The sequence below is a fragment of the Pristimantibacillus sp. PTI5 genome (assembly GCF_048572955.1).
GTDB lineage: Bacteria > Bacillota > Bacilli > Paenibacillales > Paenibacillaceae > Pristimantibacillus.
Genome location: NZ_CP183886.1, coordinates 2420709 through 2441497 on the forward strand (window position 1 = coordinate 2420709; position 20789 = coordinate 2441497).

Here is a 20789-nt window from a genome sequence, read left to right on the forward strand (position 1 = left end):
TCCCTCCATTATTGTTGAACTTGAACCCAGCACTCGTCTTTATGGCTCTTAAGAATCGCTTCCATAATACACATTGATAGATGTCCGTCTTCGAAGGTCGCGAAGTTCGCCTTGTCCTTCAGCGGGTCTTTCCCTTCCCGAATAAATGTGTAATATTGCAGCATCATGTTCTTCACCGAGTCGGGCCAGCCTTCCGTATGCCCGCCAGGGTGATGAATGGAAGGTCTGGCTTCTTCGAGGAACAGAGCCGGATCTGCCATCAGTACCTCGTTGAAGCGATCACGGTGGCCAATCCATAAACTAGCCGGCTCCTCCTGCTTCCAATAGGCGGATTTGCGGCTGCCGTTCAATTCAAAGCTAAGCGCATTCTTCCTGCCGGCGCTAACCTGGGAAACCGTAAAGGCTCCCTTACTGCCATCGTCGAAGCGAATAAGAACCGATGCATAATCCTCCGTATTGACGGGTATATCTTCATATTCTAAAACCTGTTCCCCTTTGCTTGCGCTGAATGTGATCGCATGGGATACTGGCTTCTTTCGGATTGGATGCACGGTCCATAGATCAGCGAATACTTGCGTAATTTTCTTCCCTGTTACATATTGAACGGTGTCGCACCAATGGGAGCCGATATCCGCAATAGCCCGCGACCTGCCGCCAGTTTTGTCATCCAACCGCCAATTGTAATCCGTTTCGTACAGCAGCCAGTCCTGCAGATAGCTGCCGTGTACCGCATTGATCCTGCCGAATTCCTCCTGCTTCACCATTTCGGACAGCTGCTTCATCATCGGATATTGCCGGTAGTTAAAATTAACGCCGTGAACGACGCCATGCTTACGTGCCAGTGCCAGCAGCTCCGCAGATTCGGAGCTCGACATGGCCAGCGGCTTCTCAGACAGTACATGCTTGCCTGCCTCGATGATTTCACGGTTGATCTGATTATGCAGATGATTTGGCGTACAGTTGTGTACGACGTCAATGTCAGGATTGCGGAGCAAATCCTTGTAATCGCCGTAGGCAAGCGGCACGCCAAGCTGCTCCGCTTTGGTCCTGGCGCTCTCTTCACCGTTCTGGGCCAAAGCTATTACTTCTACGAATTCCAGCCTGCGTACGGCTTCGATGTGGGCCGGTCCAATAAAACCGGTACCGATAATACCTGCTTTGATTTTAGTTTTCATTTTTTGACCGCTTTCTTACCGAATACGACGGCCAAGATGATAATGAGACCCTTGATCATCATTTGTTGACTGACATCCAGGCCCATGATAATGAGACCGTTGTTGATCGTACCGATCATAAGCGCACCCACTACGGTGCCGATAATCGTTCCGACGCCTCCGAACAAGCTGGTGCCGCCGAGAATGACGGCTGCAATGACGGACAGCTCATCGCCTTCGCCGAAGGAGAAGCGCCCCGCATTCATACGTCCGGCATAGAGTAGACCAGCCAGGCCAGCCATTACACCCGTACCGAGGAAAACCAGAAGCTTGATGCGCGCGGTCTTCACACCGGAGAATTTAGCCGCATTCTCATTACCGCCGGTAGCAAGCGTCTGTCTGCCGAACGAGGTTTTGCGCAGAAGCACATGCGCGATGATCGTAAACACTACAACCCACAGCAATAGAACAGGAACCGGACCGATATCGCCCGAGCCGAAGATGAAATTAAAATTGTTATTGATGATCGGAATCGGCGCCGTATCAGTGATCCACATTGCCATCCCTTTAACAGCTCCCATTGAACCGAGCGTTACGAGGAAGGAAGGAATAGCCGCCTTCGTTACAAGCAAACCATTTATAAGACCGATCGCAAGCCCGGTGCCGACACCTGCGATGAGTCCGCCGATCAATCCGAAGCCGGATTGAAGGGCCAGCGCCCCCGTCAGCGAGGATAAGGCGGCGATGGAGCCTACGGACAGATCGATTTCGCCCGTGCTGATAACAAAGGTCATCGCAAGGCCCATCAACGAAATAGTGGCCGTCTGTCGCACGATGTTAAGCAGATTGCCCGATGTCAGAAAACCATCTTCGAACAAAGTAGCCGAGAAATAAATAAATACGCCGATAAAGGCCAGATAAACGATGTAGTTCCTCCATTGAAAACTTTTTATGGATCCGAGCACGCCCGGTTTGGTGACAGATTTGGTTATACTAATATCCCTGGATTGCATATTGCAGCTCCTCCTCAGATTGAATCTCCTTGCGCTTCATCTCCCGTTTAATCTTGCCTTCGTGCATGACGAGCACGCGATCGCTTAGTGCAAGAAGCTCCGGGAGTTCTGAAGAAACAACGAGTATCGCCTTGCCGTTTGCGGCCATTTCGCGGACGATATCGATAATTTCGGTTTTGGCGCCGATATCGACGCCGATCGTCGGTTCGTCCAGCAGCAGAACATCCGGTTCAGTGGCAAGCCACTTGGCCAGTACAATCTTTTGCTGATTGCCGCCGGATAACAGGCCGCTTTGCTTATAAATGTTGTCGGTCTTGATGTTTAGCCTTTCAACGAGACGCTTGCTGATCTCATTGGATTTCTTGTTGTCGACCAGCATCCCTTTTTTCACTTTGGAGAGAATCGGGAGGATCATGTTATCACGGATACTGTGCTGCAAAACTAGTCCCTGCATCCGGCGGTCTTCCGGAATTAAGGCAATCCCCGCATCGATCGCTTGCCGTGCGCTTCGAATCTTCTGCTTCTTCCCGTTTACATAAACTTCGCCGCTGTCCATCGGATCAATGCCGAAGATCGTACGCAGCAGCTCTGTTCGCCCGCTCCCCATGAGGCCGGCCACGCCGATGATTTCACCGGGCTGGATTTTCAGGCTGACATTGTCCACCTTCGTTCCCGCTGTGACGTTCCGAATCTCGAATACGGGCGGTACATCGGTAGCATAGTCGCGTTCGACCCACTCAAACGCTTTGTCGAACTCCGCGCCAACGATATTCTGAATGACCGAATCAAGCGTCGTTTCCTTGATAATTTCGGTCGTGATTTTACGGCCATCCCGCAAAATAGTAATGCGGTCACATATCTGAAAAATTTCATCCATACGGTGGGAAATATAAATGATCGCGTAACCCTTTGCCTTAAGCTGATTAATGAATTTAAACAACACTTCCGTCTCCGTCTTCGTCAGTGACGAGGTCGGTTCGTCCATGATGAGAACCTTCGCTTCCTGCGACAAGGCCTTTGCGATTTCGGTCATCTGCCAATAGCCGACTCCGAGCTCCTGTACAACATCTGACGGTTTTATATCAACACCTAGTTCTTTGAGCAGCTTTTCGGTCTTGCGCGCATTGTCTTTGTCATCGAGCAGCCCCAAAGAGGTTTTGGCTTCACGGGTTAGATAAATATTCTGAGAAACGGTTAGTGTCGGAATTAAACTGAACTCCTGAAAAATCATCGATATTTTATTCGCTCTTGCATCTTCGTAGCTTTTAATGCTAACCGGCTTTCCATCGATCACGATGTCTCCTTTGTCGGCCGTGTAGACGCCGGTAAGAATCTTCATGAGCGTCGACTTGCCGGCTCCGTTCCCGCCCATTAGCGCATGAACCTCGCCTTGTTTCACCGAAAAGCTAACATCATTCAGAACTTTAATGCCATTAAATGCTTTAGAGATATTTTTCATTTCGAGAATGGGTTGTTCCACTGCACTCACCTTCTTTATTTGGAGACCGCCAATGAGCAGCCTCCGTAAATTGGGATGTTTACTTCTTCATTGCATCCTGTACACTTGCCGGTGCGTCTACGCCATAGATCAGCTTCCAGTTTTCCAGCACATTTTCTTTGGTTACTTTGATAGCTGGCGATGCGACATAGGCAGGGGCTTCCTTGCCAAGCAGAGCATAACCGGACAGAATGGCTTGCGCTACGCCTTGGTCATACGGGAGCTGTGCGCCAAGACCACGAACGATGCCGTCGGAAGCGATCGATAATGCTACGTTAGTACCAAGATCGACTGTAGTGACAATCAGATCGCTCCGCCCCGCCGTTCTTGCAGCAGCCATAACGCCCTCTGCCGGAACGTCCCAGGGTGCGAATATCCCATTAATATCCGGGTTTCTCGTCAACATCGCCGATGCAACTTCCTCACCCTTGTTCGGATCGGTAATCCCGCCTTTAGCGACAATTTCAATATCCGGATACTTCTCTTTAATGCGGGCTTCGAAGGCATCGGAACGGTTCTTTGTCACGAAAAAGTTCACATCATGAAACACAATGCCGACCTTCCCTTTCCCGCCTAGCTTCTCCGCCATAATATCTGCGGCTAACGCACCGTTACCGTAGTTGTCGCCGGATACGATACTGATATAATCCTTGCCAGGGACAAGCCCTTGCGCCGCACCATCCATGAACACCAGCTTCACGCCTTGATCGACGGCTTTCTTGTATGCGCTTGCGGTGGATACAGCATCGACTGGTACAGAGATCATAATATCTGGTTTTTTCGCCAAAACCGTTTCAATGTCGTTTACCTGCTTTTCAGCCTTAAACTGGGCATCTGTTACCGCGACAACTTCAATACCCATTTTCTCGAACGTATTTTCCATTGCGCCTACAGCAGCTGTCATATAGTCGGTACCGGAATAATGCATGACGATCGCAGCCTTGAACTTCCCGTCCTTGATCTTCTTCAACTCGTCTTCAGAAAGCTGCAGGCTCTTCGCCGATACCGCCTTCTCTCCATTTGGGCCAATGTCCTGAACCGGCAGATCGGGAATATTCGGATTAATCGTCAGTGGTCCGGAAGCCGTATAGCCCTCATGTTCTTTCGGCGCCTCCGTCTTGTTCTGTCCGGCGTTTCCGCAGCCTGCTATCGTTATACCGCATACAATCAGTAAAGCGAATGATGATATAAATCTTCTCTTCATATTCTGATACCCCTCACTTTATATAAGTTGTGGATCGATTCATTCGCATTAGCTGAACAATCGATTAACTTGAGTATAGGGCGAACGGGGTTACCAAAATAGACGATGAATTTAACCTGAAGGGGGGAACTTTTTAGTGGGAGAATTCACCCGAACGTAAAGAAGGACCGTGCGATGTTTGAATCGCACAGTCCTTCTTTTGACCTAGTAAGCTAATTTTTATTCGTTAGTATCCGCTCTCTCTCATCAATTGATCGACCTTAGCAGCCGCTTCATCCAGTGCGGTCCTCGCATCCTTCTTCCCGGTCAAATACTGCTGCACCGCTGTTTGGACCGTCTCCGACACTTGGTCGTAATTTTTGATTCGCGGCCTTCCCACACCCACGCTCAAGGATCGGCCGAGCACCTCGTAATACTCGCGAAGCGACTCGTCGAGCACAGCCTTGGCTGCCGCATAAGCTGACTTCCGGGTCACGTGCTGCCGAAACCGCAAATAATCGCGCTGTACATCAGCGCTGGTCAAGTAATCTGCTAATTCATAAGCTGCTTCCTTATGCTCCGAATACTTGTTTATTGCTAGCCCCCACGAGCCGAAATGGGGCCCTCGTACCAGTGTATCCCCATTTTTCACGCCGGGAAGCATGAAATAGCCGACCTGACCGCCTTGCAGGTTCGGATGGAGGTTCATATCGTGGACATTCATTCCCATGGCCGCTTGCCCGAAGCCAAAAGCGATCTCGACCTCATCCCACGTGTAGGTAAGAACGTCTGCCGGGGTCACTTTGTCCTTAAGTATCCAGCTTCCATAAGTCTCTAGAGCCTTCACTCCGCTCTCGGAATTAAATACGGGATTAAGCTTCTCATCGAACAGCTTCCCTCCGAAAACGCTCAGAAATGATTTGTAATCGACGAAGCCGGCTTCATGCTTACCCGCCATCAATGTTGTACCGTACATATCGATCGTCCCGTCGTGATTGGTATCGCGGGTAAAGAACTGGGCAATGTCCTTATATTCGTCCATCGTAGTCGGGATGCTGAGTTCGCGTTTAAACCTTTTTTTAAAGGCGGCCCGATTGGCCTCATTTTGGAATAAATCTTTCCGGTAGCTGACGGTAAGCACGTTCGACTGAATCGGCAAGCTCCAAACATCGAAGCCCGCTGCCGTTATACGATCCAGATTGATAGTATCCATCCCAAGCGGCGCCCTTTGCGGCATGTCCTTGTCAAAGACAGAACTATCCAAAAACAATTTCGCGATGAAATCGTCCAAATCCGCAGTCGATGCCGCTTGACGAATAAAAGGCGTCATCGGTTCCAGATGTTGAATAATTTTCGGCATCCATGGAGTATCGACGGCAATGAGATCATATTCACTGCTCATCCGGGACAATTCCGTAAACACCTTTTCCTGCAGGCTGTTATACGGAAACGTGCTTACTTCGACGCCTATCCCTGTCTGCTTCTCGTAGTTTTCGGCCGCGTTAACGACCGCCTCAGACCCCGCTTCTACCGTTGCATATAATATCTTCAGCTTAGTGGTTGAAGAAAGGGAACCCGATTCGTCCGGCGAACCGGAACGATATGCGCTGCCATCCGTACATCCGGAGCAGCTTATCGCGATCATGAATAGCATAAGCATATGTATCCTTAGTCTGACCACCCGCGCCACGCCCTTCTTTTTCTGTCTTCTTACTCACCATCGTCCGGTTCGGTCAGGATACCATTATTCTTCCTAAACTCCGAAGGCGAATAACCGAACTCCTTCTTGAACAAGCTTCTAAAGTAGGCATAATCGGCATACCCGATATCCTCCGATATTTCGTTCACCCTCTTACTCGTGTTCAGCAGGAGCGCGCTTGCATGCTTCATTCTTCTGCGAGTAAGAAACCGGACGAAGGTGATGCCCATTTGCTGTTTGAACATGCGGCTTAATGTAACGGGGTGGACATTTACCGCTTCCGACACAACCTCCAGACTCAAGTTTTTTTCATTTGAATTCTCGATTACCTGCAGAGCCTGCTTAAACCAGTTAACCGCTTGCGGAATCTCGCGATCTTGCTGATCAAGGTTCTTAAGTGCCGCGACCCCGTTTATCACCATATGGCGAACCCGGTCCTTCAAGACTTTCCATGTATGATGCCGTCCTATCCATTCATGCCAATAATAAAGCGTTTCTTCGTCCACCATAATCACATTGTTCCTACCCAGACCTTCATCCAGTACAGCCATAAGATGTGCGCATTCCTTCCGAAGCTCATCGTAAGTCACATTCGTCAAGCATTCGAACCATGCCTCCAAGGCAATTTCCAGCTCCGCGATATCGCCGGTCCGCGCATGCTGTATAATGATCTGCCTGTGCTTCACGGCTTGTTTCGCCCACTCTTTCTGTCCGGCACGTTTGCCGGAAAGAGGAGCATCGTTCGTCTGAAAAAACCGGAGCTCCCTCTTCATGCGCATTTGCGACTGCAATGCGGGTAAAAAAGCTTTTCTCTCTCTGAAGCCGCTCGCCGATTCTTCCAAAGGTGCTCTTAATACGATGGCTTCCAGGTCGGAATCCAGCGTCACTGTGAGCAGTATATCGTGGGAAGTGTTGTATTGATCCAATAGCGCTGCGCGATTGCCTAGCTCGATATGCTTCCATTCGCGTTCATCAAACCACAGGCTGACATTAAAAGGCTGTACCTGCTCCATGGAAACATGCGGAATCGGGGTGACGCTCATAAGCTGATCCAGTTCCTTTATAAAAGTCTGCACCAGCATTCCTTTCACCTTAAGGACAATATCCGACAGTTCTCCGCGATCCGCCGGCTTAAGCAGAAAGCCGGTGGCGCCGAGTGTGAGCGCTCTCCTCGCATATTCAAAATCATCATACCCTGATATAATGACCACATGAATAGCAGGATACTTCTCATGTATGCGCTGAAGAATATTCAGTCCGTCAAGCTCTGGCATGCGGATGTCCAGAAAAACAAGATCGGGTTGAATAAGCTCGATTCGCTTCAGGGCTTCATATCCAAATTCCGCATTAAACACTTGCTCATGCGGAAAAAGCGCCGTCAGCTTTTGAATAATGCTGACCCGCACTTCACTTTCATCGTCAACGACACAGATTTTCATAATAAATCCAACTCCTTTATGCAATCCTAAAGCGAAGCATATCCAGGAAATGACGCGAACGAGGGGGGAACCCGTGTTTGTCCTTATTCACATATTTGAAGCGTATCATACAACGCTTGTCGCTGAAGTACAAGTTGTTCGTGTTGTTGATTCTGATTTCGATCATTCCCATATCGTTGGTTAGCTATAGCTCCGAGTACTTTATGTTTCGCTCCAGCACGGAGTATTCGGCATCAATTTCTTCACAGTATGTGGAATTCGTCTCCAAGGAGCTGTCCGATTATTTGCAAGCCATGAACGAGTCGTTCGACAGTCTCTTTATTAACACAAGCTTCCTTAACTATCTTGGTACACCTGCCGACCAATTAACCGAGCAGGCCAATAATATGATTCGATTTCGGCCAATAGTCCGGAACTCGCTGCAATTTCACCCCGAGGTGCTCGGTGTACTGTATGTCGACCGCTTGGGGAAAGTATATTTCGATTCGTACCAGAATCAATTGAACCCTTTGTATTCGTTCGGAGCCGACCATCCCTATAAGGCTGCATTTGCAAACAACAAGCCGGAGCTCACTGCGGCGCATCGATTGCCTTATATTTTGTATAGCAAAGCGAATGTATTCTCTTATATCAGACCAATATTGGATACAGACACGGGCCAAACAGAGGCCTTGTTCATCATAGAAATCAAGGAAGAGAAAATCAAGAGCATGCTTAGCAGCAATCGGCAGGGCGAGGAAGGGCAAGTTATTTTGTACCATGAGAAGAATGATACGACCGTGTCCGAATCGCCCGATGCCACCGCTCTGATGCAAGATTTCCAACAAGCCAGACTGGAAGCTCACAAGACAAGCAGGCAGCTGCTGTTCACATCCGGCGATCGTGAATATCAGGCGATCTACGCCGATCTTCCAGGCAGCGAGTGGAAGATCGTATGGACGGCTCCGCTTAACAGCATTAATAAAGGGGTTCGGCAAACGTATCTGCTTACGCTTCTGATCGCTGCCTTCAGCCTGGTAACCGCATTGATCATCGCCTTCCCTGTCATGAGCAACATACTTCAGCCCTTGTTCAGGTTGAAGAAAGGGATGCAAAGCTTAGGGCGCGGCGTCTACGTCCCTGTGCCGATGAAGCACAACTACGATGAAATCGGATTTTTAATCAACAGCTATAACCAAACGCTCGACAAGCTTCAGTTCATGGAACGGGAAGTATACCAGGCCAACATGAGGGAGAAGGAACGCGAGCTGCTGCAGCTGCAGGCCCAGATCAATCCTCACTTTCTGTTCAATACGTTGGAGACGATCGAATCCTATGCGGTCAGGAACAACGGCGAGGCCGTCGGCGATATGGTGCAGTCCGTCTCCCGCATGATGCGATACACCATTCGCAGCGACGATGGATGGGCCACGCTGAAAGAGGAAATGGCGTACATCCGCAATTTCCTGAAGATCCACTACTATCGCAACGGCAAAGATGTTCACGCCTGTTTCGAGATCGCTCCCGAGCTTCTCGATTTTCCGGTCATGAAGCTCAGCATTCAGCCCTACATCGAGAATGCGATCAAATATGGTTGGAGTCCGTATATGGGCACCGAAGAGTTTCAGCTCACCGTCAAGGTTCAGGCCCAAGCGGACGCAATGACGATTGTGATATGCGATACGGGAACCGGGATATCCGCGGACGTGCTGGACAAGCTTAGGCAGTTGATTCAAGAAAAAGGGACAACCAAGGATCCTTATTTCCGTAAGCATACCGGCATTTTCAACACGTTCCGCAGACTTATTCTGGTCTATGGCGATCAGGTTCGATTTCATGTCGAGAGCACGCCGGAGCGCGGCACCAAGTTTGAATTTCAAATCCCCTATGGACACCAAAACCGTGGTCCGGCTTAGGCGTTCCGCGTCCGGCGTACGGTTCGTTCTGGTTCATGCGGAGATTCAGGTGTTAGAAGAAAATAAAGTATTAGACTGATTTTTACTTCTGTGATCACGAATGGTCGTTTTGATTCTTTTAGCACACTTTTCAATATCATTATCATTATTTCCGGCTAAATCAATAATAGGTTTATCCCCGAACCCTTCAGGTATTAAAGATCTATCGAATTGGTGTAAGGTGAGGGGAATACAGTAAATGGAATGTTCTACACCTGCAATTAATTCTTCAATTAATTTCAATTCTTCTTGAAAGAAACCAGGATTTTTAATTGATTGTTCAGAAAAACATACATGTAAGGTATATCTACAATTGGCATAAAGAATACACCTAAACCTTCGGTTTATCTGCAACCAAATGACACTTTTGATAATTTATAATGGCATTAACCAGCATTCGTATAAATTAAAATGACATAAATCGTTTCAATGATTTTTGTTTTTAACGATTCCGATTTTGTACCGAAGCTTAGCCTGATTTTTTGCCTCAGTAACTTCCCATATAGCTTAAGAATGTCTCTGTTCACCCCAAGATGATTAGCAATATCGTCTAAATTCAGATGTGAAGATGTAGCGGAAATCTCCTCCACTGCGAGAAAAACGCTAGTAATTAAATCTTCCTTTTTTTCCTTTATACGATTTTCTTGATCCTTTTTCGCAACTAATGTTATCCACTTCCTGAGCCAAGAAAAACGCCTTTTCAGATGATTGACACCTCGACCAATATGAGCATATATCTCATTCGCCACTTTGCAGCTTAGAGTCTATGAATTCCCTCACTTTTTTTCGCAACTCATTCTTTTCCTTTTTGTGAAGAAGAAACTGTTGTTCTGACTGAGCTGCAATAACCATATCCTCATAGGGCTTCACATGAAGAATAATGGCTGGACAATTAAGAGCTTTTGCAAGTCCTTGAAATGTTATCCTTGTATCGGACATTTTCCATTGTTCGATAATTGTTTCAAGCTTCCGTGCCTCTTCCTCGGTTATGCTTCTTTTTCCCGCAGTCTTACGTTAACCCTACGTCAGAAGCGACCTCCGTCACTTGCCGCTTTGTGCTGGCCAGCAGCTGAGCCGATCTTTCCAGACGGAACTTTGTTAACGTAATTAAGATCGTATTCATCTAAATTGGGGAAACACCCCTTCTTTATGCAAAAATCCCGATGACCTAATAAAGCATCATCGGGACAGATTCCACGCCGGCTACTTCGCCGAGACGGGACTGTAATTTCAGTACAAGTTCATCAGCAAGGATTAGTAATGGCCTGTCAAACAAAAAAGGGGGCTGTCCAGAAAGTCAGTGAAAACTGACTTCTGGTCCGCCCCTCCATTCTATTTATTAGGGAGCCTTCGTTTTCTCCCGCTGCTTCTCCAACAGCCCTTTCTTCTCCGCCAATTGCTTGGAGGCTTGAACGAGCGAGGCGTCGATCTGCTCGATTTCTTTCTTCAGCTTGTTCTCCCGCGTGATCTTGTTGCTTAGGTCGCTGGCCGATTGACTAAGCTTCTGGTTGCGCTTCAGTCCCTTGATCTTCGCCTCGGTCTTCTCGCGTTTCTTCTTCTGGTCGCGTACGAGCGCCTGGAGCTCCGCGATTTCCTTCTCTAGCTGCGTAATGAGCGGCTTGGTGAAGCCCTCTTTCCGCCCTCAGACTTGCTTGTTGAACTATTGTATCACAATCGGCGCCGTGGGGATGAACAAGTGGGGTCTTTGCGGATATTGCTCCCGTATTCATTCCTTCAGAGACACTTATCCTGCCATCAATGCAATCGCTACAAAGAAAGCCGGATCTCTTTGCCCTTGCCTCTACGCTTAGCAGCCTGTTTGTTCACAAAGAGTACGCTTTCAGAATCGATCTCCAGAACGCCTTCGAGCTTCATGATCTCTTCCATCGCCGTCAGAAACTCGCTGGCCTTGAAACCTTTCAATTTGAACTGAAGCGTTGTGCAATCCCCCTCCGCATCTGATGTTTCGTCGCTGCGCCGGGACTCTATCCGTTCCTGCCTGATCATCAAATTCGATATTCGAATGTTATTCTCTTCGAACACCATTGCGATTCGTCCCCACAATCCGGGGCTGTCCATCACCTTCAGTTCGATTGACTGGTACCGACGATGGCGCAGCAACACCTTCTCCCACTTGTTAAGAACGTACAAGCTGATCAGCACCATCAGCGTACACACCAGCGCGCCTGTATAGAAGCCAGCTCCTACGCAAAGCCCGATCGCCGCAACCGTCCAGATCGATGCCGCCGTCGTCAATCCTTTGATCATATTGCCATTGTGCAATATCGCGCCCGCTCCCAGAAAGCCGATGCCGCTAATCACTTGCGCCGCCAGCCTTGCAGGATCGACCCGGACATTGACTTCGTCGATAAATTGACCGAAGCCGTAGCTTGACATGAGCATGATGGTTGTAGAGCCGAGACAGACCAAAATATGCGTACGGAAGCCCGCCGCATGGTTGCTCCATTCGCGTTCTATGCCGATCAGGCCGCCCAGCAACGCCGATAAAACCATACGGATTGTTAAATCCAGCCAAGATATCTCCCACACGCTCTCCATCTCCATAAACATTGCCTATCATCCTTTCGCCATTGCCGACATGGAAATGTGATATATTCAGTAGAAAAGGGCCATGAGATGGCCCTTCTTCTAATGCTCGATTATTGTTCCAGCACCTTTCTTAATAGCTCGGGCTTATTTGTAATAATGCCTGCTACACCCAATTCAATAAGTCTTTTCAAATCTACTTCTCCATCAACTGTCCAAGTATAGACAGTTTTACCCCCCCTATTTGCAATGTCCATATAGGCTTCTGTTACAAGCGAGTGGTGCGGATGCAGCGAAAACACCTCAACTCCCGATTCGTTCTCGAACTTTTTGAAATCTGCAACCTCTTGATGATAAAGCAAGCCAATGCGAATTTCAGGCAATTTTACTTTTAGCTCTGCCAAGCATCCATAATGGAACGATGATACGACTGTACCTCCGATCCGGTCAGTTTTGTTTAATACGTCAATTAAGCTATCCAACATCCCGGGCGTTTCAGCAGCTTTTATTTCTACATTAAACTGTACATTTGCAGGTACCTTCGTCAACACTTCTTCAAGCAGAGGAACATATTCCCCAGCATATTGATCGCCAAACCACTTGCCGCAATCATAACCCTTAATATCTTTGTAATTAAGATTAGCGATGTCGCCTGCACCATTAGTCGTGCGATCTAATGTGTGGTCATGAATAACGACGACCTGCTTATCCTTTGTAAGATGAACATCCAGCTCGATCATACCGCATCCCTGCCTGACACCTAGCATAAATGCTGCTAAAGAATTTTCGGGAGCCTCCGCCGAAGCACCGCGATGCGCGATTACAAGTGGCTTTGCTGCTTTCATTCTGTTTCCTCCATTTTAAATAGAAATAATGGGGCATATCTATGGAGTAAAGGAAATACCGCCCGCTGCGTTAATTCTCACCTTATAGCTAGCCGTTTTTCCTTGATAGGATGCGGTAATCGTTACTGCACCTGGACGGTGAGCGGTTACAACGCCAGATTCAGATACAGATGCCGTCTGCGGCTTGCCGCTTGTATACATTCCGCCATCGCTTATCGTTTGCCTTGTTCCATCTTCGTAGATTGCAGTAAGGACTAAACTTAAGGTAGAATGCGCCTGCATACGCGGATCCACTCCGCTAAGCTCCAACCGAATCAACTCAGGCTCAGGCTGAACTTCCTTCTTAAGAACGATTAGCTCATAGGATGAAATCAAGCCATCATACTCTGCCGTGATGAATACGATTCCTTCCGACTTTGCCGTTACTACACCGCTTGCGCTGATCTCCGCAATACTTGGATCACTGCTTGTATAGGTGACGTCTGTCTCTACCTTTTCACGGCTTTCATCGCTGTATACTGCAGTGGTCGTCGTTTGATCACTCTCTCCAGCGATTAGCACAGCCGGTCCTTCGAGCTCAAGCTCAATCAGGGTAACGGGCTCTTCTTCGTTGCCTTCTAATACTGATTGTAAAACAGGACGTTTAGCAACATCATCCCACTTCCAGATCGCGTTAAAGTCCCACCCTAATCTGTCTGTATAGGTGGATGGAGTCTCTATCTCAGTTTCTGATAGACCTAATCCTTTAAGGGTTGTTAATGCTCCCTCAGCAACACCTTCTTTATTTACAATCATGCCATCAAATGCATAATTATTTTCGAGAGTGGCGGTGTGCCCCGCAAGAACTCGTCCCATTACACGGTTCGCCATCGTTGGCGCCGTAACCGAAGGACCTATAGCAATGACATTTCGGACAACCGTATCATTGTATCCATAGCCAGTCACTCCGCCCGCATTGCTCGTAATCGCCCGAACGGTTCCGGACGCATACACGTTTTCCGTTAAGCTGCCCGCGTTCGTAATTCCGATTAGTCCGCCGGCCTGACTTACCTGAGCGGTTACATCCGCGGTAGAGTAGCTGTTCCTGACGATACCGTTGGAATAACCTACTAGCCCGCCCACTGTGCTGGAGCCTGTAATGGAGCCTGTAATGGAGCCTGTTGAAAGACTATTCTCTAACTCGCCATTGTTCGTGTTGACGAGTATGCCTATTCTGCTCCCGCCAGTGACGCTAGCATCTATCATAGCGATATTTTTTATCACTCCGCCATTGAGATGGAATAAGCCGCCGCTCGAAGAATTAAAGTTAACTATTTTCTTTCCGTCGCCATCGAAAACGCCGGTAAACGAAACCACTTTAAACAGTGACTCAGCCGGCTGTCCGGAATAATCCAAATCTTGATCCAAAATATATTTTTCTGCCGGGAAGCTTTCCATAACGTTCAAATCAGCAATGGATTTGATTTTGTAATAACCTGCTTCATTTCTTTCCAATGGCACGACAGGCTCTTTTGCCTCTTCAGGATTACTGCTTAATACCGGACGCTTTAACGTATCGTTCCACATCCAGACCGACTCAAAATCCCAATTCAGTCTATCGGTATACGTAATAGGGTCTTCAACTTGTTGTTGGGATAGCCCCAATCCCTTTCTATTATTGGCAGCGGCGATACTTTCGCCTTCTATATCCACAATCATGCCATCGAACGCATAATTATTCTCAAGCGTTGCGGTATGCCCGGCAAGAACTCGTCCCACCACACGGTTCGCCATAGTCGGCGTCACGACTGAAGGGTTAAGAGCAATAACGTTTCTGACAACCGTATCATTATAGCCGTAGCCAGTCACTCCGCCTGCATTGCTTCTAAGCGCCTGAACGGCTCCGGATGCATACACGTTTTCCGTCAAACTGCCTGAGTTTGTAATTCCGATCAGACCGCCAGCCTGGTTCAGCTGGGCCGTTACATCTGCAGTAGAATAGCTGTTTCTCACGATGCTATTGGAATAGCCCGCTAGACCGCCCACAGTGCTGGAGCCCTCGATCGAACCCGTTACATAACTATTCTCTACTGTTCCATTGTTCGTGTTAACGAGTATGCCTATATTATTCCCGCCAGTGACGCTTGCATCTACCATAGCTATGTTTTTAATCGTCCCGCCATTTAGATGGAACAAGCCGCCACTTTCTGATTTAAAGTTGTATAACGATTTATTATTTCCATCAAAAATGCCAAGGAAAGGCGTCCCCTTAAATAAGGGTTCAAAAAGCTTCCCTTCAAAATCAAGATCATTTTCCAATATATAATTTTCATCTGGAAATTCTGAAATCGTCTTTAATTCATTAATCGAACGGATGATATAATATCCGTCTTCGTTCTGATCAAGCTTCGGCTTAGGCATATTGTCTTGGTTAATTTGTTCCAAATTACTTAGCAGCAATGGACGCTTTGCATCTTCACTCCAGATCCAGATCGAATCAAAATCCCAACCGAGGGTCTCTATGAAAAATGATTGCTTCGCGAATACGATTGAACTGACCCCTTGACCCTTTTCATTGTTCGGATCATTCACTGTAACATTCTCACTGCTAACGAACATATTTTCATCGGCGTAATTATTGACTAAAGTGGCTGTATCCCCAGCTAACACTCTGCCGACAATTCGATTGGATGCCGTACCTGTAACAACTGACGGATTTAATGCCATACTATTTCTAATGACCGTATTGTTATATCCGTATCCGCTGATACCGCCGGCATTTGAATCTTCTGCTATAACGGCTCCCATGGCATAGACCTGTTCCGTTACACTGCCCCGATTAGTAATCCCAATGATACCGCCGGCTTGCTTGCCTCGTGCACTGACGCGAGCTGTAGAATAACTGTTTTTTACGATACCGCTCGAGAAGCCCACAAGCCCGCCAACTGTAGAATTGCCTCTAATAGATCCGGTGCTGTAAGCATATTCCACGATTCCGTCATTCTGATCAACCAGGATCCCAATATTGCTTCGGCGTACATCAATGTCAGCATTGATTATTCCTACATTTCGAATCGTCCCTTCATTAATAGCAAAGAGACCCGCGCCGCCCGAGGAGACAACAACGCCTGTAATCGTATGTCCCCGCCCATCAAACGTCCCGGTAAATGGCGTGTCATTCGCGCCAATTGCTTCAAAAAACACACCATTGCCATCAATGTCCCGATCTAAAATAAAATGTTTGTCCGGGAACTCATGTATTTTATTAAGTCCACCGGCACTTTTGATTTGATAAGGGTTGTCTTCCGAACCATCGCCCAGCATTCCTTCTTTAGCGATTAACGGGTCCGTTAACGGCTCTCTATCGATTGGATTATTAACCAATCTTATGACGATCATATGTTCATCGCCAAATGCAAGAGGGTTGTCCAATAGGATGATTTGTTCACGTCCGAGATGTTCTAGTGTCGCTTCTTGAATAACCGTTTCCAACAGCTGTTCGCCTGTATGATCACGCTTCTCCCCGATAACGGTGACACGTTCAATCGAGCTCGGGTAATTCAGAACCCCAACGCCCTTCAAGACATTATTTTCTATAATGGCGCTCGTTAAGTTCAAATAATTTTCAGGTTGTTTCATCGTAAATGAATCAATTTCTACCCCGTCGCTATTGTAAGCTTTCAAAGTGAGGGATTGATCGTTTGACTCTAAAATAACGCCTGTCTGCTTATTTTCATCGTAAACGATATGATCCCAGTCAAATGATTTATTATCATAGAACGTTTGACCTGATGAACCAACCGTTACAAAAGTTGTACCTAGATTCATCGCTTCTTCCGAAATATCTTTTACACCGTTTCGTATGGTTGTCCGTTTATACAGATGATCATGACCGCCAATGTACATGCTAACGCCAAGCCGTTCAAATGCTTGAGACAATTTCGCTCTCATCATATCCATCCCGGTCTCATCGCCAGATTGACCGCCATAATAAGGATAATGCCCCATGACGATTTTCCACTTTTTATCGGTTGCCCGCAAATCTTTTTCCAGCCATGACAGCTGCTTGTCGAAATCCACCATAGAATTCAGAACAGCAATATGCATATCGCCATTGTCAAATGAATAATTCGTTTCCCGATAACTGCCTCCGCCATTCTTCGGCAGGTTAAAAAATCCGGAGTACGGCCCAAATTTCCGTTCCGTCGCATGTTCACGATCCCCGACAATATGAGCAGAAACTAGAGCCAAATCGTTGTTGTAAATGTTGTTAAACACATCATTCCAAGCATAATTATTGCCGCCTAGCCAGGCCAAGTCGCCGACTTGAATCACAGTCTGTCCGTTTGTATTTTTCTCCCGCAGAACGTCCAGCATATCCGTAAAGAGTTGGAAGCTTTCCGGATTGCGATCGGGAACTTCAAGATCCCCCATCACATACATGACAGCTTCTTCTGTAGCTGGCGCGGTCCTGAAGCTATAACTGCTGCTCCAAGGTCCAGTCAGCGAAGCCCCATATCGATAGTCATATGTTGTCCCTAAATCGAGATCTGTTAAGTTCGCTTCATGAGCTGCAAGCACGCGATAGTTACTCTTGGCAAACGTATCGCCATAGGCGACTTGAAAATACGAAACTTCCGCTTGGACCGCTTCAGCATTGTCCCACGTCGCCTCTGACTCCGGCTTATACTGAACATACGACGTTTCTAATGCCTTATCCGTCACTAAATTGATGCCAACTTCTTGTTCGTTTGCACCTACATTAACAATGGGTTGAAATTCATTCAAAATTTTATCGCCATCCAGCGTTTGTTGATCAACAAGCAATCGGATAAGTTCAACACGCGTATCTCCTTGAGAGTCGGTTGCTACATACTTAATGAAATATTCCCCGTACATCTCGACCTTGAATTGCTGATTTGCAACAGCCACTTCTCCTTTATCATTAAGAACGATCGCTTCCACCGATAAAGATTGACCGCGATTATCCGTCGCCGAAGCGCTAAGCACTTCTACTTGATCCCCAAGCTTAATCGTATCCGGATATTGTCCTTGCACCCTAATTTCAGGCGCATGCACCGTGCCCCTCGTTTCCTCGCCAATCCAGATTGGAGCACTTATAGCTTCTTCGCCGTCCCCTTGGAAAGCTCTAACGAGGAAATAGTCCCCATCCTTACTTGCAAAGGTTTCTTGCATTTCAAATGGATTGCTGGCAATATTGCTGTACTCCTTGACGATTTCGCCGCTGTTTTTGTACACAACGACTTTATCCAAATTATCAGTAGCATCAGGGTCGTTTATTCGTACATTAAGACTAATTTCATTTGTATCGGCTGGAAGGATCGCCCCCATCATCTGACCGTTTGCCGAAACCGCCATTTCTAAATTACGATCAAATGATACATAGGTGCGATGATTTCGCATCGCCTCGTAAAGACCTTCTCTTGTGAGATTATCCCCCCACATTCCGGTCACATGGGGCTGTACCATGCCCCAATTTCCTTTGTGCTCGTCTCCGCCAAACACAGGGGATACATGCCAGCCTCGATCTAACGCCTTGGTATAGATTGCAAAATCATTGGAGGATTTGTATTCCATCATATTCAGGTTTTTGTCAACATCCCGGTTAAAGTGTTTAAATTCATTAAAGCTCCAATTTCCCGACGAGCGTGGATGATTAAACTGGGCAATAGCGTTAGGATCTTGGGCAAGTCTTGCGTAAAAGGTTGGCAAATCGTATTTAATGTCGCTCCAGCCCCAAGTGCCATCCGCACCTACTCCATGTGTTCTTGCAAACCATGGGGCATTAAATAAGTTAATATGGCCCGATTCATCATACCAAGTCACTTCCGTACCAGGCAGCGTAATAAATTCGTTATCACGATTGTGAGCATCTGATTGCTCATGCAGCAGCTTGTATTCTTCTGAATAAGAGTCCTGTACATTCGTAATAAAATCACTGCCCGTACTGATGTCATAAGTCACATCGTGTTCAGTCACTGCATAAAAATCAAAATCTGTATTTGCTTTCACAAAATTGTAAGCATCGTTAGGCAGCAAAATCCCATCGCTAAGAGATGTATGGGTATGCATGTGACCTTTGAACAGGGAAGATCCTAAGTACTCGGCTCTCTCTTTATTTGAAACAACACCTTCTTTCTCTGAAGACGCGAATACCAAAATGCCGTAACTAAGACTTACAACCCCCGCAATGATACAAACCAGCACAATAAAAGGCAGTCTTCTTCTTTGGGACTTCACTCAAATCCTCTCCTTTTTCGGCTTAAATGGTAAGACAGGTGTCTGATCAACAAACAGCCTCTAAACTAAAACATGAAGTCCGAAGGCTGTTCATCTCATCTATCTTGTTGTTAATCACAGTCGCAACAATGACTTAATGACTGGTGCAAGCGATTGTGCCATGCGCAAAAATCCGAGGTCAGTTGGATGTGTTCCGTCAACCGTACATTCTTCGACGGAATCATTGCCCAGCAGCTTAAGACCGTCAACGAAATGGATATTATGGTCACCTTCTTTCCGCCTCTGTTCCACATTCTCGATCTGAATCAACCTGCGGCGATCATTAAGCTCCCTTCTCTTCATATAGAACTGGTCTTCGGCAGTGCTGATCCTGGAGACTACTAGTATAGGAACCTCGGGATGACGCTCTCTTAATATTTGGATAAAAGCAGGCAGCGTTCGTGCGATATTACCGGCCTCGCCCGTATTCCCTTCATAATCAAGAATAATAAGCGCCGGATCATCGATTTCCGAAATAATATGCGCAAGCTCCGGTTCGCCCTTTCCATTTCCCGAGAAGCCAAGATTTACGAACTCCATCGGAATCATACGGCTGAGAATATTGGTATAAGCCATACCCGGCCGTGAGGCACATCCCCCTTGCGTAATCGAAGTTCCATATATAATGACGGGTTTATTGCTTGCATAGGCAGGTGCATCGCTTATGTCGGCATCCTGATCTACCCCAATCCACACCTCTTCTACCCCTTGGTAGAGCGGTAAGTTTAAGGTGACGGCCACCTCCTTTTTTGTATCCCACCGATAAAGCTTTGATTCATATTCACTTTCCGTTGGCTTGAATTTAGCCGCGGTGATAAAGCTCTGCTCTCCCGGTTCTCCAAGATAGCAGTCAACTCCGCATTGCCCTGTAGGCGCCATATGATACATATTGGACGGTCCGGCAAGACGCACCCTTATGACCAGCCTCGAAGAATTGGTGCGAAAGCGAATTTGCCCGCCTGCCGTACAATAAGCAAGCGTATCAACCGCAGGCGGCAAGACAGCCCCGGAAGCGAGGGGCAGGCGTCTGTAAATCCCATCCTGCGCAAGCCAAGGGAAGCCCGCAATATGAAAAGGCGCTTCGAGCGGAGAATGCCATCTCAACTGTTCGCCTTCCATTGTCTCCTGGTATATCGGGTCGCCCAGTTGATCTAAATTTATCTCTTTCGATTGAACATTCATCTGTAAGTTCTCCCCT

12 protein-coding genes are annotated in these 20789 nt (G+C 47.4%); 1 reads left to right on the forward strand and 11 read right to left on the reverse strand.

What is annotated here, in order from left to right:
* Window positions 1-8 precede the first annotated feature (8 nt).
* The 6 genes from ACN6MW_RS10785 to ACN6MW_RS10810 form a co-directional block, all read right to left on the reverse strand.
* Window positions 9-1175, reverse strand: coding sequence for a Gfo/Idh/MocA family protein (locus ACN6MW_RS10785; RefSeq protein ID WP_419875467.1), 1167 nt, complete (start codon window positions 1173-1175; stop codon window positions 9-11).
* On the reverse strand, window positions 1172-2167 hold the full coding sequence (locus ACN6MW_RS10790; protein ID WP_419875468.1) for an ABC transporter permease: 996 nt from the start codon (window positions 2165-2167) through the stop codon (window positions 1172-1174). The genes ACN6MW_RS10785 and ACN6MW_RS10790 overlap by 4 nt, the downstream gene beginning before the upstream one ends.
* Window positions 2148-3647 carry a sugar ABC transporter ATP-binding protein gene (locus ACN6MW_RS10795; RefSeq protein WP_419875469.1) on the reverse strand — a complete coding sequence of 500 codons (1500 nt, stop codon included), beginning with the start codon at window positions 3645-3647 and terminating at the stop codon, window positions 2148-2150. Before ACN6MW_RS10795 ends, ACN6MW_RS10790 begins: the two co-directional genes overlap by 20 nt.
* 58 nt (window positions 3648-3705) lie before the next feature.
* Window positions 3706-4869: a substrate-binding domain-containing protein gene (locus ACN6MW_RS10800; protein ID WP_419875470.1), complete on the reverse strand. Its 1164-nt coding sequence runs from the start codon at window positions 4867-4869 to the stop codon at window positions 3706-3708.
* Between the two features lie 226 nt (window positions 4870-5095).
* On the reverse strand, window positions 5096-6502 hold the full coding sequence (locus ACN6MW_RS10805; protein ID WP_419875471.1) for an ABC transporter substrate-binding protein: 1407 nt from the start codon (window positions 6500-6502) through the stop codon (window positions 5096-5098).
* Window positions 6503-6558: 56 nt separating this feature from the next.
* Window positions 6559-7986, reverse strand: a complete 1428-nt coding sequence (locus ACN6MW_RS10810; RefSeq protein WP_419875472.1) for a response regulator transcription factor — start codon at window positions 7984-7986, stop codon at window positions 6559-6561.
* Between the two features lie 77 nt (window positions 7987-8063).
* On the opposite strand from ACN6MW_RS10810, the gene ACN6MW_RS10815 reads away from it, so the two are divergent.
* Window positions 8064-9881 (forward strand): cache domain-containing sensor histidine kinase, encoded by a 1818-nt coding sequence (locus ACN6MW_RS10815; RefSeq protein ID WP_419875473.1) that lies wholly within the window; start codon window positions 8064-8066, stop codon window positions 9879-9881.
* Between the two features lie 45 nt (window positions 9882-9926).
* On the opposite strand, the gene ACN6MW_RS10820 is transcribed toward ACN6MW_RS10815, so the two are convergent.
* The 5 genes from ACN6MW_RS10820 to ACN6MW_RS10840 all read right to left on the reverse strand — a co-directional run bounded on the left by ACN6MW_RS10820 (window position 9927) and on the right by ACN6MW_RS10840 (window position 20773).
* Window positions 9927-10163: a hypothetical protein gene (locus ACN6MW_RS10820; protein ID WP_419875474.1), complete on the reverse strand. Its 237-nt coding sequence runs from the start codon at window positions 10161-10163 to the stop codon at window positions 9927-9929.
* Window positions 10164-11687: 1524 nt separating this feature from the next.
* Window positions 11688-12491, reverse strand: a complete 804-nt coding sequence (locus tag ACN6MW_RS10825) for an MgtC/SapB family protein (protein WP_419875475.1) — start codon at window positions 12489-12491, stop codon at window positions 11688-11690.
* A gap of 89 nt (window positions 12492-12580) precedes the next feature.
* On the reverse strand, window positions 12581-13312 hold the full coding sequence (locus ACN6MW_RS10830) for a glycerophosphodiester phosphodiesterase (RefSeq protein WP_419875476.1): 732 nt from the start codon (window positions 13310-13312) through the stop codon (window positions 12581-12583).
* 39 nt (window positions 13313-13351) lie between these two features.
* Window positions 13352-19552, reverse strand: coding sequence for a CehA/McbA family metallohydrolase (locus ACN6MW_RS10835; protein WP_419875477.1), 6201 nt, complete (start codon window positions 19550-19552; stop codon window positions 13352-13354).
* Between the two features lie 114 nt (window positions 19553-19666).
* Window positions 19667-20773: an SGNH/GDSL hydrolase family protein gene (locus ACN6MW_RS10840; RefSeq protein ID WP_419875478.1), complete on the reverse strand. Its 1107-nt coding sequence runs from the start codon at window positions 20771-20773 to the stop codon at window positions 19667-19669.
* Window positions 20774-20789 lie beyond the last annotated feature (16 nt).

Excerpts from the sequence above, each read along its gene's own strand:
- ACN6MW_RS10785 (WP_419875467.1), bottom strand. The coding sequence starts at position 1,175 with ATGAAAACTAAAATCAAAGCAGGTATTATCGGTACCGGTTTTATTGGA.
- ACN6MW_RS10790 (WP_419875468.1), bottom strand. The coding sequence starts at position 2,167 with ATGCAATCCAGGGATATTAGTATAACCAAATCTGTCACCAAACCGGGC.
- ACN6MW_RS10800 (WP_419875470.1), bottom strand. The coding sequence starts at position 4,869 with ATGAAGAGAAGATTTATATCATCATTCGCTTTACTGATTGTATGCGGT.
- ACN6MW_RS10805 (WP_419875471.1), bottom strand. The coding sequence starts at position 6,502 with ATGCTATTCATGATCGCGATAAGCTGCTCCGGATGTACGGATGGCAGC.
- ACN6MW_RS10810 (WP_419875472.1), bottom strand. The coding sequence starts at position 7,986 with ATGAAAATCTGTGTCGTTGACGATGAAAGTGAAGTGCGGGTCAGCATT.
- ACN6MW_RS10825 (WP_419875475.1), bottom strand. The coding sequence starts at position 12,491 with ATGTTTATGGAGATGGAGAGCGTGTGGGAGATATCTTGGCTGGATTTA.
- ACN6MW_RS10830 (WP_419875476.1), bottom strand. The coding sequence starts at position 13,312 with ATGAAAGCAGCAAAGCCACTTGTAATCGCGCATCGCGGTGCTTCGGCG.
- ACN6MW_RS10840 (WP_419875478.1), bottom strand. The coding sequence starts at position 20,773 with ATGAATGTTCAATCGAAAGAGATAAATTTAGATCAACTGGGCGACCCG.